This is a genomic window from Micromonospora zamorensis, from assembly GCF_900090275.1.
Lineage (GTDB): Bacteria > Actinomycetota > Actinomycetes > Mycobacteriales > Micromonosporaceae > Micromonospora > Micromonospora zamorensis.
Genome location: NZ_LT607755.1, coordinates 6,393,563 through 6,406,327 on the forward strand (window position 1 = coordinate 6,393,563; position 12,765 = coordinate 6,406,327).

The window sequence follows — 12,765 nt, forward strand, 5'->3', positions numbered from 1 at the left end:
TTAACCCGTGGCACACCGGCCGTGGCTGGCGTCGTGAACGATCAGGTCCAGGCGAGCAGCGCCGCCTCCGGATCGGTGAGGAAGTCGCCGATGTCGCGCAGGAACTTCGAACCCAGCTCACCGTCGATGATCCGGTGGTCGAAGCTCAGCCCCAGCGTGGTGACCTGACGCGCCTTGACCTTGCCCTTGTGCACCCAGGGCATCTCCCGCACGGCACCGAAGGCCAGGATCGCGGACTCGCCCGGCGGCAGGATCGGCGTGCCGGTGTCCACTCCGAACACCCCGACGTTGGTGATGGTCAAGGTGCCACCGGACATGTCCGCCGGCGAGGTACGGCCGGACTTGGCCGTCTGCACCAGGCCGTTCAGTGCGTCCGCCAACTCCCGCAGCGAGAGCCGGCCGGCGTCCTTGACGTTCGGCACGATCAGGCCACGCTCGGTGGCCGCCGCGATACCGAGGTTGACGTAGTCCTTGACCACGATCTCGTCGCCGGCCCAGGTCGAGTTGACCATCGGGTGACGCTTCACCGCCAGCAGCACGGCCTTCGCCACCAGCAGCAGCGGCGAGACCCGTACGTCGCGCCACTCCCGTCGACCGCGCAGTCGGTCCAGAGCCTTCATCGCCCGGGTCACGTCGACGGTCAGGAACTCCGTCACGTGCGGGGCGGTGAACGCCGAGCGGGACATGTTCTCGGCGGTGAGCTTGCGAACCCCCTTGACCGGGATGCGCTGCTCACGGTCCGTGCCGAAGCTCGCGGCGCTCGTCGTCACCGACGGGGTCGCGATCGGCTCGGCCACGGCACCGCTCGCCGCCTGCTGCACGTCCTCCCGGGTGATCGAACCCAACGGGCCCGACCCGGTCACCGTGCCGAGGTCGACCCCGAGGTCCTTGGCGAGCTTGCGCACCGGAGGCTTGGCCAGGACCAGCCCGCCGGTCGCCGTCGCGGCCTGCCCGTTACGAGTCGGAGCCGCCACTGGCGCGACCACCGGCTGCGGAGCCGGTGCCGCCGGAGCGGGTGCCGCAGCGGCCTGCGCCGGGACACCGCCCTTGCGCGGGCGACGCTTCGCGGCCGTCGTACGCGGGCCGTAACCGACCAGCACCGCCGTCCGCCCACCCGGGGCCGCCCCGCCGATCAGGCCGGGCTCGATCATGCCCTCGGCCGGCGCCACCTCCACCGCCGCCAGCGAGGCCGCCGACGGGGTGGGCAGGTCACTGCTGGGCGTGGCCGTGGTCGACGGTGCCTCCAACGGGCCGGCACCCGGATCGGTGTCGATCGCGATGATCGGCGTACCGACCTCGACGGTGGTGCCCTCCGGGTGGTGGATCGCCTGCACCTGCCCGGCCCACTTCGCCGGGATCTCCACCGCCGCCTTGGCGGTCTCGACCTCGACGATCGGCTGGTTCAGCTCGATGGTGTCGCCGACCTTGACCAGCCAGGCAAGGATCTCGCCCTCGGTCAGCCCTTCGCCCAGGTCGGGCAGGTTGAACGTCTTGATCCGGGACATGTCGATCACCAGCCGAAGGTGCGGTCGACGGCGTCGAGCACCCGGTCGAGGTCGGGCAGGTATTCCTCTTCCACCCGGGAGGCCGGGTAGGGGGTGTCGAAGCCGGTCACCCGCAGCACTGGCGACTCCAGGGAGTAGAAGCACTCCTCGGTGATCCGGGCCGCCAACTCGGCGCCGAGACCGATGTTGGACGGTGCCTCGTGCACCACGACCGCGCGGCCGGTGCGCTTCACCGACTCGTACGCGGCGCCCAGGTCCAGCGGGGAGAGCGAGCGCAGGTCGATGACCTCCAGCTCCCGGCCGTCCTCCGCGGCGGCGGTCGCCGCCTCCAGGCAGGTCCGCACCATCGGCCCGTAGGCCAGCACCGTGACGTCGGTGCCGGGCCGCACGACCCGGGCCGAGTGCAGGGGGTACGCCTCGGACAGCGGCGCGTTCAGGTCGACCTGACCCTTCTCCCAGTAGCGGCGCTTGGGCTCCAGGAAGACGATCGGGTCATCCGAGGCGATGGCCTGCTGGATCATCACGTACGCGTCCTGCGGGTTGGAGCAGGTCACGACCTTCAGACCGGCGGTGTGCGCGAAGTACGCCTCCGGCGACTCGGAGTGGTGCTCGACGGCGCCGATGCCACCGCCGAACGGAATCCGGATCACCATGGGGATGCTGAGCTTGCCGCCCGAGCGGTAGTGCATCTTCGCCACCTGCGACACGATCTGGTCGTACGCGGGGTAGACGAAACCGTCGAACTGGATCTCGCAGACCGGCCGGTAGCCGCGGATGGCCAGACCGACCGCCGTGCCGATGATGCCGGACTCGGCCAGCGGGGTGTCGATGACCCGTTGGTCGCCGAAGTCCTTCTGGAGCCCGTCGGTGATCCGGAAGACGCCGCCGAGCTTGCCGACGTCCTCGCCCATGATGATGACCTTGGGGTCGGTCTCCAGGGCGCGGCGCAGGCCGGTGTTGAGGGCCTTGCCGAGGGTGAGCGTCTCCGTGGCCATCAGTGGGCGCTCCCTTCGAAGGACTCCATGTAGCGGTTGAACTTCGCGCGCTGCTCGTCGAGCAGCGGAGAGCCGTTGGGGTAGACGTGGTCGAACATCGTCACCGGCTCCGGGTTGGGCATGTTGAGCACCCGCTCGCGCAGGTGCACCGACTCGCGGCGAGCCTGCTCGTCGACCTCGGCGAAGAAGGTCGCGTCGGCGATCTGCTGCTTCTCCAGGAAGGCCTTGACCCGGGTGATCGGGTCCTTGGCCTGCCACGACTCGACCTCGCTGGCGATCCGGTAGCGGGTCGGGTCGTCGGAGGTGGTGTGCGCGCCCATCCGGTAGGTGTACGCCTCGATCAGGCTCGGGCCCTGCCCGTGCCGGGCGTTGTCCAGCGCCGTGCGGGTCACCGCGTACGAGGCCAGCACGTCGTTGCCGTCCACCCGTACGCCGGGGAAGCCGAAGCCGGCGGCCCGCTGGTAGAGCGGGACCCGGGTCTGGCGCTCCAGCGGCTCGGAGATCGCGTACTGGTTGTTCTGGCAGAAGAAGACCAGCGGCGCGTTGAAGACACTGGCCCAGACGAACGCCTCGTTCACGTCGCCCTGGCTGGTGGCCCCGTCACCGAAGTAGGCGATCGCGGCCTCGCCGTCGTCGTTGCCGATCTTGCCGTCCATGGTGATGCCCATGGCGTAGCCGGTGGCGTGCAGGGTCTGCGCACCGATGACGATCGTGTACATGTTGAACTTGAACTCGTTCGGGTCCCAGCCGCCCTGGTCGACACCGCGGAACAGGCCCAGCGGCATGATCGGGTCGATGCCCCGGCAGTAGAGGACGCCGTGCTCCCGGTAGGTCGGGAAAGCCATGTCCTGCGATCGCAGCGCCCGCCCGGAGCCGACCTGAGCGGCCTCCTGGCCGAGCAGGCTGGCCCAGAGGCCCAGCTCGCCCTGGCGCTGGAGGGCGGTCGCCTCGGCGTCCAGCTTGCGGACCATCACCAGATCGCGGTAGAGCCCGCGGTATTCCTCGTCGGTGAAGTCCACGCGGTACTCGGTGCCGTCCGGCCCGGTGGCGCTGTCGATGCGCTCGCCGTCGGGGGTGAGCAGCTGCACCAGCTCCGGATTACCGGCCGCGCCCTTCTTGGAGCGGGGTGCAGGCCGCCTGCTGCGGGTGGTGCCCCCGGGGTCGCCCTTTGCCATCGGTCTCTCCCTGTCGTGTCTGCGTCGGCACCGGGGGGTCACCCGGCCGCGCAACTCGTGCGCCTGCCCGGCTGCTGCCGGGCCGGTTCCTGGCGGCCGCGCCTAGCCCCGGTGGGGGTTGCCGCACGGCGTGATCCGGGTTCTGGCCGAACCCGGATCGGGAGTGCCGGCGCTCAACCGCGCCTGCCGCGAGGGTGCGCGGAGGTCACGGCTGCGTTGCCGTCGTGCTCCATATTCGCAGAGCAGGTGAGCGCGCCCACAGTACGCCTGCCCCGCATTCCGACCGCCCACGCTTTGCCATCGTTTGTCGCCATCATGCTGGCCTGCGTTTCGAGGGCGATCCGGCGATGATTCGTCACCGTTCGGTCAGCACCGCGTGTCGACACGCGGTGGAGGTTGGACGACGGAGCGTGACTACGTAAGGCTGATTACCGCAGGATCGCGCCTATCGAGTTATTTGCCGGCTTCAGCGCCGGCGGCGTCCATCCATGTCCTCCGACGGCCGACGACAAGGGGTGTGCGGTGCACGAGCCAGGTGATGGTCCCGGCACACCAGCCCTCGGCCGGCACCGGTCCGCGGGCGGTTACCGCAGGGTGGTCGGCGTGCACCGTGCTCCCGGCGCGGGCGGCCCCACCCGGGGTTACCTGCTCACCGTCGCGCTGCTGGCCGGCACCGCGTCGATGCCGATCCTCGCCGCGATCAGCGCCGGCTCGGCCACCCCGGGCAGCACCGCGCTGCCGGACAGCAGCATCCCGTTCATCCCGACCCCGTCGGTCGGGCCGGTGCTGATTCCGCTGCCGATGACCAGCCAGCCGTCAGTCCCACCGCCCGGCTCACCCAGCGTCGGCCCCACCAGCGGCTGGCTGCCCGCCGCTCCCCGTCGTACCCGGGAAGGGCCTGGGTCGGGGCCCACAGTGACCGACCTGGGGCCCGCCCCGCGGGCGCCGCACCCGCCGGTGGCGCCGAAGCCACCCCGGGGCACCTCACCGGCCGTCCCCCCGTCGTCGCCGACCGGTTCGCCGACCGGCCCCGGTCCGACCGACCCGGACCCGACCGACTCGCCGGGCCCCGATCCGACGCCGACTCCCAGCCCGACTCCGACCCCGACGTCGACGCTGGATCCGTCGCCCACGCTGGATCCGACGCCCACGCTGGACCCGACGCCCACGCCGACGGACGCCTCGACCGCCACCGCCGTCCCGACCTGCACCCGGTCGGTGCCGGCCACCAGGCCCGCGCCGACCAGCACCCGGTCCGTGCCGGCCACCAGGCCCGCGCCGCCCGTCACCCCCGCCGTGCCGACCAGCCGGCCCAGCCCGTCGGTCCCGTCGTCTCCGACCGATCTCCCGACGTTCGCGGCCGGCCTGGCATCGCTGGCCGGACCGCCGCACCCGACGGTGTCCCCGGCGGTACGGTGACGAACAGGGGCGGCCCATCCGGTGCCGGCGGTGTTCGGCGGTAGGCGCATACCGGAGGGGGTGGCGTGGGCGGCGGTACCGAAGTCCGCCCGGTCACCAGCCGACCCGGTCCGGGGCGGCGGATCGCCCGGCTGGTCACCGAGGTGACCGCACCGGCCGTGCTCGTGTCGTTGCTGATCATCACGGTGAGCTGGCACAGCGCGCGCCGTCCGGGTCAGGGCCTCGTCTGGGGTCTGCTCGCCACGATCTTCGTCACCGGCATCCCGTTCGCCTACATCGTCGGCGGCGTACGCCGTGGCCGGCTCACCGACCACCACATCGGCCGTCGGGAGCAGCGACGGGTGCCGCTGCTGGTCGGCCTCGGTTCGGTCGCGGGAGGGCTCGCCCTGCTCGCCGTGCTCGGCGCGCCCCGCCCGTTGCTGGCGCTGGCGGTGGCCGGGCTCGTCGGCCTCGTGGTCGCCGTGTCGGTCAGCCACTGGTGGAAGATGTCGATCCACTCGGCGGTGTCCGCCGGCACCCTGGTCATCCTGGCCCTGACGTTCGGAACGCGCGTGCTCGTCGCCGCCCCGCTGCTGGCGTTGGTGGGCTGGTCCAGGGTGCGACTGAGGGACCACACGGTGCCGCAGGTGCTCGCCGGTGGTGTGCTCGGCGCGCTGATCGCCGCGGCGGTCTTCGGCCCACTGCGCTGAGACCCGCCGCAGACGCCGGCCGGGCCGAGGCGGGCGGCGCTATGCCGCCCGGCCTCGGGTGTCGTCAGGCCCCGTCGTCGGCCAGGCGGTGCCGGTTCGCCTCGATCCAGGCGTCCAGGGCGGCCGGGTCGTCCGGGTCCACACCGTCGGCCATCAGCTGTGCCACCGCGGCGGTGGCGGCGCTGCGTCGTTCACCAGTGGAGTAAAGGCGCGCGAACTCCGGCACCATCTCCTCGATCGCCTCGTCGGTGCGCGTGGTCGCCGCCTCGGGCAGACCGCGCTGCCGGGACGCGTACCGCGCCCAGGCACGCAGCACCCGGGGCAGCATCGCGGCGTCGTCCATGTCCAGCACGGCGCGGCGGTGCACCCAGTCGAGCAGGAAGAGCCCGGACACCGCCGGGCTCCAGCGCATCGGGTCGGCGTCCGGGAAGGTCGCCGAGTGGTCCAGCAGCAGGCTCAGGCAGAAGTGCAGCGAGGCCAGCTCCGGGCCGTCGACGGAGTCCAGCCCGAAGCGGGTGGCCTCCGGCGCGGCGAGGAACCGCCGGACCAGGTCGGTGCGCTCGGCGGCGGAGAGTGGCTCGACCTCCGCCGGGCCGGTCGGGTCGGCCGCGGTGGGCAGCAGCGCCAGCCGGGCACCGACCAGCGCCCGGTCGGTGGCGAGGGAACCCTCGCCGGGCAACTCGCTCAGCTCGTCGGTCACCGCGAGATGGCGGGCCACCTCGCCACGGAGCTGGGCCGGATTCTCGGTGCGGAACCAGGTCAGCTCGTCGTCCGCGCACATCTGGCGGACCTGGTCCAGGATCCGTTCCGCCGGCCCGCCGACGAAGATGTCCTTGGTGATCCCGATGTTGTGGTCCACCAGGGCCACCAGCGCGTGCTCCGAGCCGCCGGACGCGTCGTCGTAGGCGAAGGTGGCGAGGTAGGACGTCTGGTCGCCGTAGACGTCGCCGTACGCCCACGTGCCGGTGAGGTGCACCCGGCCGAGCTGACCGGCCCAGGTGGGTGCCTGGCTGCCCGGACGCACCCGATCGGTGCCCTCGGCGTCCGGGACGAGCGTGGCGAAGACCTGCCGGATGGTGGTCGCGGCCGCGACCCGGCGACGGGCGGTGGCGGCGAGAAACCCGGTGACGAACTCCCGTACGGCGGTGTCGCGGTCGGTCTCCGCGATCGCGTAGACACTGCCCAGCAGCGCGCTGCCGAGCATCTCGGCGTCGAGGGCGGACTCCAGCTTGGTCACGTCGCGTGCGGCGTGCAGCACCGCGTCGTAGGGGGTCTGAGGCGTGGCCATGCTCCGACCCTACGCCGCCCGGGGCGTACACAGAGCGGTAGCGAGCCGTGCGGAGCGTCAGCGGCGGGCGGCGTCCCTCAGCGCGTCGCGTGCCTGCGCGTACGAGCCGAGCACGACCCGCACGGGTGTGAGCACGTACTCCTCGCCCACCCGGGCCACCTTCGCGGTCAGGCGTTGCTCGGCGCGGGCCCGGGCACGCCGCGCGGCCCAGCGCACCACGGGTCGGGTCAGCGCCGCCAGCAGCAGCCCGGCCAGCAGACCGCCGAGCAGCAGCAGGGTCGGCAGTGGCACCTGCCCGACCATCGGGTTGTCCAGCGCGGGCAGGCCGAGTGCCCGCAGCGCGTAGCCGAGCACCAGCCAGCCCAGACCGACCACGGCGGCCAGGGTGACCAGCCACTGCAAACCGCCGACGACCCGCCACCACAGCGGTCGACGGCCGAGGCCGAGGTCGGTGCCGGCGATCGTGCGGTCCAGCGCGTCCGGCAGGTCGCCGAGGCGGGACCGGGCGGCGGCGGTGACCGCGCCGGGCCAGGCGGCGGGCAGGTCGGCGGCGGCCCGGTCGGCCACCGCGCGGATCGCCAGACCCAGGGCGGAGCGTTGGGCGGCCGTCGGATCCGGCACGGAGGTGGCCGCGACCAGGCTCTCCGCCGCGTCGGCACCCGCGTCGGCCGGGCCGGGCAGGTGCAGCCGGCGCAGCGGGTCGGGTCGCAACCGCCGCCAGCCCCGGACCAGGGGCCAGCCGGTGGCCGCGACGGCCCGGTGCCGGTACGCCTGCTGCACCGCCTCGGTCACCGCGGGCACGCCGGCAGCTCCGGCCAGCGCCCGGTTCAAGCCGTCGACTGTCGAGTCGTCCGGCCCACCGGCCGGTCTGGCCGAGCCGACCAGCTCGTCCAGCCCGGCGACGACCGTGTCGACGTCACCGGCGAGCCGACGCAGCGCGGCCTGCCGCTCGGCGACGGTCCGCTCCAGGGCACCGCGCAGCCCGACCATCCCGGCCGGGTCGATGGCGGTGGTGGACAGCAGCGGCACACCGGTCAGCCCGTCCGTGTCGAGCAGTCGGCGCAGGTCGTCCAGGACCCGGGGCACCTCAGCCGGGGGCAGCCGGTCGGCCTGGTTGAGCACGACCAGTGTGACGTCGCGGTGCCGGTGGAACTCGCGCAGGTAGCTGTCGTGGATGACCCGGTCGGCGTACTTCTGTGGGTCGACCACCCAGACCACCTGGTCGACCAGGCCGAGCAGTCGGTCCACCTCGAGCCGGTGGGACCGCTGGACCGAGTCGAAGTCGGGCAGGTCGAGCAGGATCAGCCCGTGCAGCGCCGTCTCGTCGTCCGCGTCCAGGGCGCTCTCCCGGACGAAACGGTGTCGGGGCAGCACGCCGATCCAGTCGAGCAGCCGGTTGGCGCCCTCCAGTGGGCCCCACACGCAGGCGTGGGTGACGCCGGTGGTCGGCCGACGGACCCCGACCGGCGACAGCTCCAGCTGGGCCAGCGCGTTGAAGAGGCTGGACTTGCCACTGCCCGTGGCGCCGGCCAGGGCGACCACGGTGTGGTCCCGGGAGAGCGCGAGTCGGGTGCCGGCCCGCTCGACCAGGGTGTGCGCGGGCACCAGCTCCGCGTCCGGCAGCAGGCCGTCGACAGCGGTCAGGAACCGGCGTACCGCGTCCAGTCGGGCGATCAGCACGTCGGCGTCGACCCGCTGGTCTCCGCGGAACGCCTCGCGTACCCGGCCGGTGATGTTCGTCACCGGAAACCCTCCTCGTCGGCGGCCGGCTGGGTGTTGCCGGCGGCGGACAGGCCGCTGCGGTGCCGAGCCAGCTCGACCCGGCCCGCGGCCCGGCGCAGGCTGTCGCCGGCGTCCGCGGCGGGGCGGGCGTCCGCGGTGCGGCTCAGGAACCGGTCGGCCTCCGCGTCGAGCAGCGTCCGCACCCGCTTCAGCAGGTCGGTGCGGGCCTTGGCGGCGAGGGTACGCACCGCCTGGTCGCCGAAGATCGCCTGGAGTACGGCCTGCGCGGCGACGGTGGTGCCAGCCCCGGTGGCCAGCTCCAGCCCGGTCGGGATGAACGCGGTGGAGGCGAACACGGCGATCATCACGGCCAGCCCGGTGGCGTTGACGGCGTACGCGGCGGTGCGGGCCACGAACCGCTTGTCCCCGCCCTCGACCCGGACCAGCTCCAGCACCCCGCGCTGCCAGTCCCGGACCATCCGTTCGGCGCGTTCGGGCAGGTCGGCGCTTGGGTGGGCGAGCGCCGGTTCGAGCAGGTCGGCGCCCGCAGGGTGTGCCTTCCACCCGGTGTACGCGGATTCTGCGGCCTCCGAGGCCACCCCGCGCAGCAGCGTCACCAGCTGCGACTCGATGGCGTTGCGGAGTTCGACGGAGGGCGCCGGCCGGCCGGTGACGGCGGCCACCACCCGGTCCCGCAGGCGGCCGATCCGTGCCTCCAGGGTGCGGAACAGCTCGCCGGTGCCGACGAACTCCTGCCAGCGCGCGAGCACCTCGCCCCGGAGCAGCCGACCGTCCTGGAGCCCCTGCTCGACGGTGCGCTCGGCACCCCGGTATGCGGCCCGGACCCGTTCGTCCAGCCCGTCGGCGGCGGCGAGCTGCTCGTCGGCGGCGTCGGCCAGCTCCTCGACGGCGGGGTGCAGGGCGGCCAGCGCCCCGTCCAGCGTCTGACGGACCACCGCCGCCCGGGCGTCCGCGTCGCCGGCCAGCCGGGCGAACCAGTCGGCCAGCGATGCGGTGACCCCCTCGGGCAGCAACCCCTGCCCGTCGACCCAGGTCTCCGGCAGCACGAACAGCGGCGCCCGGCCGAGGTCCTGTTCGGCGAGCATCTCGCTCAGGTGCGCGGCGATCTCCTCGGTGGCCTCGGCAGGCACCCGGTCCAGCACCATGGCGATCACCGCGCCTCGCGACCGGGCGCTGCGCAGCAGCTCCCAGGGCACCGCGTCGGCGTACCGCGCGGCGGTGGTGACGAAGAGCCAGAGATCGGCGGCGGCGAGCAGTTGGGTGGCGAGCGCCCGGTTGGCGTCGACCACCGAGTCGATGTCGGGCGCGTCGAGGAAGGCCAGCCCGGCGGGCAGGGCCGGCGCGGTGACGAGGTGCAGGGCGCGCGGATCTTCGCTCGGCTCGGTGGTGCGGGTCAGCCCGGGCAGCAGGTCACCCTGCCGGAACCAGGCCGCGTCGGACGGGTTGCAGACCAGCACCGGCGAGCGGGTGGTCGGCCGGAGCACGCCGGCGGCGCTGACCCGGGCCTTGACCAGGCTGTTGACCAGGGTCGACTTGCCCGCGCCGGTGGAGCCGCCGACCACCACGAGCAGTGGGGCGTCCAGCCGGGCGAGCCGGGGCAGCAGATAGTCGTCGAGCTGGTCGGTGAGGGCGGTGGCGTTGTGCCGGGCGGACCCGGCGGTGGGCAGCGCGAGGGGATACCGGGTCGCACCGATCGCCTCCCGGAGGCCCGACAGTGCGCCGGGGAGGCTGTCGTCCCCGGTGGTGGCGGGCGGCTCCTCCGCGGCGTCCGGCGGGCCGGTGCGGGATGCGACGGCGGGCGCGCCGGAACGGGTGGCGGAATCGCCGTGCGTCGTCACCGCTAAAGCGTGCCCGACCGATGCAAGAGAAGACAACCGGACGGTAATAACGGGTGGGTTGCGTCGGGTTGACTCAACTCAACTTGACGATTCGCCAACGCGTGGCACTATTGAGTCAAGTTCACTCAACTTGTGGTGGGGCCCGCTGCGGGCGGTGCTCGCCAGGCAGCCGCGGGCAGTGCCCGTCACCTGCACAACCTTACGAAGCGAGGAAGCGAACATGGCACGTGCGGTCGGTATCGACCTCGGCACGACGAACTCCTGCGTCAGCGTTCTCGAGGGCGGTGAGCCCACCGTCATCGCCAACGCTGAGGGGTCGCGGACGACTCCGTCGATCGTCGCGTTCGCCCGCAACGGCGAGGTGCTCGTCGGCGAGGTCGCCAAGCGTCAGGCAGTGACCAACCCGGATCGGACGATCCGGTCGGTCAAGCGCGAGGTCGGCACGAACTGGTCCGTCGACATCGACGGCAAGAAGTACACCCCGCAGGAGATCTCGGCCCGGACGCTGATGAAGCTCAAGCGGGACGCCGAGGCGTACCTGGGCGAGCAGATCACCGACGCGGTGATCACCGTTCCGGCCTACTTCAACGACAGCCAGCGCCAGGCCACCAAGGAGGCCGGTGAGATCGCCGGCTTCAACGTGCTGCGGATCGTCAACGAGCCGACCGCGGCCGCCCTGGCGTACGGGCTGGACAAGGGTTCCAAGGAGCAGACCGTCCTGGTCTTCGACCTCGGCGGCGGCACGTTCGACGTGTCGCTGCTGGAGCTGGCCGAGGGTGTCGTGGAGGTCAAGTCGACCAGCGGTGACAACCAGCTCGGTGGCGACGACTGGGACCAGCGGATCATCGACCACCTGGTCAAGACGTTCCGTGGTGAGCACGGCATCGACCTCGGTCAGGACAAGATGGCCCTCCAGCGCCTCCGTGAGGCTGCCGAGAAGGCCAAGATCGAGCTGTCCGCCGCCACCACCACCAACATCAACCTGCCGTACATCACCGCCGGCGCGGCCGGCCCGCTGCACCTCGACGTGACGCTGAGCCGCGCCGAGTTCCAGCGGATGACGCAGGACCTGCTGGACCGTTGCAAGGGCCCGTTCGAGCAGGCCGTGAAGGACGCCGGGATCAAGATCTCCGACGTCGAGCACGTCATCCTGGTCGGCGGTTCGACCCGGATGCCCGCCGTGACCGACCTGGTCAAGCAGCTCACCGGTCGCGACCCCAACAAGGGCGTCAACCCGGACGAGGTCGTCGCCGTCGGCGCCGCCCTCCAGGCCGGTGTGCTCAAGGGTGAGGTCAAGGACGTCCTGCTGCTTGACGTGACCCCGCTGAGCCTGGGCATCGAGACCAAGGGTGGCATCTTCACCAAGCTGATCGAGCGCAACACCACCATCCCGACCAAGCGCTCCGAGGTCTTCACCACGGCGGACGACAACCAGCCGTCGGTGCTGATCCAGGTCTTCCAGGGTGAGCGTGAGATCGCGGCCTACAACAAGAAGCTCGGCACCTTCGAGCTGACCGGCCTCCCGCCGGCGCCGCGCGGCGTGCCGCAGATCGAGGTCGCCTTCGACATCGACGCCAACGGCATCGTCAACGTGCACGCCAAGGACCTGGGCACCGGCAAGGAACAGAAGATGACGATCACCGGCGGCTCCTCGCTGCCGAAGGACGACATCGAGCGGATGCGCCGGGACGCCGAGGAGCACGCTGAGGAGGACAAGCGCCGCCGCGACGACGCCGAGACCCGCAACGTGGCCGAGGCGCTCCAGTGGCAGACCGAGAAGTTCCTCGCCGAGAGCGGCGACAAGCTGCCCACCGAAAACCGGGAGCAGCTCAACGAGGCGCTCGGCGAGCTGCGTGGCGCGCTCGGCGGGCAGGACATCGAGAAGATCAAGTCCGCGCACGAGCGGCTGGCGCAGGTCTCCCAGCAGGCCGGTTCGCTGCTCTACTCGCAGCAGGCCGAGCAGGGCCAGCAGCCGGGCGGCGAGCCCGGCCCGGGTGCGGCCGGCGCGACCGGTGCGACCGGCGCGACCGGTGCGCAGGCCGGTGGGGCCGACGACGTGGTCGACGCGGAGATCGTGGACGAGGACGGCAAGAAGTGACCACCGGCCTCGGAC

The 12,765-nt window shown here is 72.4% G+C and carries 9 protein-coding genes; 3 read left to right on the forward strand and 6 right to left on the reverse strand.

Features of this window, described 5'->3' with window-relative positions; translation table 11 throughout:
• Positions 1 to 41 precede the first annotated feature (41 nt).
• From GA0070619_RS28640 to pdhA, 3 genes are read right to left on the reverse strand one after another with little or no spacing between them, the layout of a single operon-like run.
• The gene (locus GA0070619_RS28640) at positions 42 to 1,514 is read right to left on the reverse strand and encodes a dihydrolipoamide acetyltransferase family protein (RefSeq protein WP_172862137.1); all 1,473 of its coding nucleotides are present in this window, start codon (positions 1,512 to 1,514) and stop codon (positions 42 to 44) included.
• Positions 1,511 to 2,500 (reverse strand): alpha-ketoacid dehydrogenase subunit beta, encoded by a 990-nt coding sequence (locus GA0070619_RS28645; protein ID WP_088950894.1) that lies wholly within the window; start codon positions 2,498 to 2,500, stop codon positions 1,511 to 1,513. The genes GA0070619_RS28640 and GA0070619_RS28645 overlap by 4 nt, the downstream gene beginning before the upstream one ends.
• Positions 2,500 to 3,675 carry a pyruvate dehydrogenase (acetyl-transferring) E1 component subunit alpha gene (gene pdhA / locus GA0070619_RS28650; RefSeq protein WP_088950895.1) on the reverse strand — a complete coding sequence of 392 codons (1,176 nt, stop codon included), beginning with the start codon at positions 3,673 to 3,675 and terminating at the stop codon, positions 2,500 to 2,502. The genes GA0070619_RS28645 and pdhA overlap by 1 nt, the downstream gene beginning before the upstream one ends.
• 603 nt (positions 3,676 to 4,278) lie before the next feature.
• On the opposite strand from pdhA, the gene GA0070619_RS32590 reads away from it, so the two are divergent.
• Entirely contained in the window at positions 4,279 to 5,094 is an 816-nt protein-coding gene (locus GA0070619_RS32590) for a hypothetical protein (protein WP_157744095.1), read from the forward strand.
• 65 nt (positions 5,095 to 5,159) lie between these two features.
• Complete coding sequence (locus GA0070619_RS28660) at positions 5,160 to 5,783, forward strand: phosphatase PAP2 family protein (RefSeq protein WP_088950896.1); 624 nt, start codon at positions 5,160 to 5,162, stop codon at positions 5,781 to 5,783.
• 64 nt (positions 5,784 to 5,847) lie between these two features.
• Here GA0070619_RS28660 and GA0070619_RS28665 read toward each other — a convergent pair whose 3' ends face one another.
• Genes GA0070619_RS28665 through GA0070619_RS28675 form a run of 3 tightly spaced genes read right to left on the reverse strand, consistent with a single transcriptional unit; the run spans position 5,848 to position 10,652 of the window.
• A complete protein-coding gene (locus GA0070619_RS28665) occupies positions 5,848 to 7,071 on the reverse strand; it encodes a hypothetical protein (RefSeq protein ID WP_088950897.1) in 1,224 nt (407 codons plus the stop codon).
• Positions 7,072 to 7,128: 57 nt separating this feature from the next.
• Positions 7,129 to 8,814: a GTPase gene (locus tag GA0070619_RS28670; RefSeq protein ID WP_088950898.1), complete on the reverse strand. Its 1,686-nt coding sequence runs from the start codon at positions 8,812 to 8,814 to the stop codon at positions 7,129 to 7,131.
• Positions 8,811 to 10,652: a GTPase domain-containing protein gene (locus GA0070619_RS28675; RefSeq protein WP_088950899.1), complete on the reverse strand. Its 1,842-nt coding sequence runs from the start codon at positions 10,650 to 10,652 to the stop codon at positions 8,811 to 8,813. The genes GA0070619_RS28670 and GA0070619_RS28675 overlap by 4 nt, the downstream gene beginning before the upstream one ends.
• Positions 10,653 to 10,872: 220 nt before the next feature.
• On the opposite strand from GA0070619_RS28675, the gene dnaK reads away from it, so the two are divergent.
• Positions 10,873 to 12,750 carry a molecular chaperone DnaK gene (gene dnaK, locus GA0070619_RS28680; RefSeq protein ID WP_088950900.1) on the forward strand — a complete coding sequence of 626 codons (1,878 nt, stop codon included), beginning with the start codon at positions 10,873 to 10,875 and terminating at the stop codon, positions 12,748 to 12,750.
• Positions 12,751 to 12,765: the final 15 nt, after the last annotated feature.

Coding starts and splice junctions, on each gene's coding strand:
- GA0070619_RS28645 (WP_088950894.1), bottom strand. CDS start 2,500: ATGGCCACGGAGACGCTCACCCTCGGCAAGGCCCTCAACACCGGCCTG.
- pdhA (WP_088950895.1), bottom strand. CDS start 3,675: ATGGCAAAGGGCGACCCCGGGGGCACCACCCGCAGCAGGCGGCCTGCA.
- GA0070619_RS28665 (WP_088950897.1), bottom strand. CDS start 7,071: ATGGCCACGCCTCAGACCCCCTACGACGCGGTGCTGCACGCCGCACGC.
- dnaK (WP_088950900.1), top strand. CDS start 10,873: ATGGCACGTGCGGTCGGTATCGACCTCGGCACGACGAACTCCTGCGTC.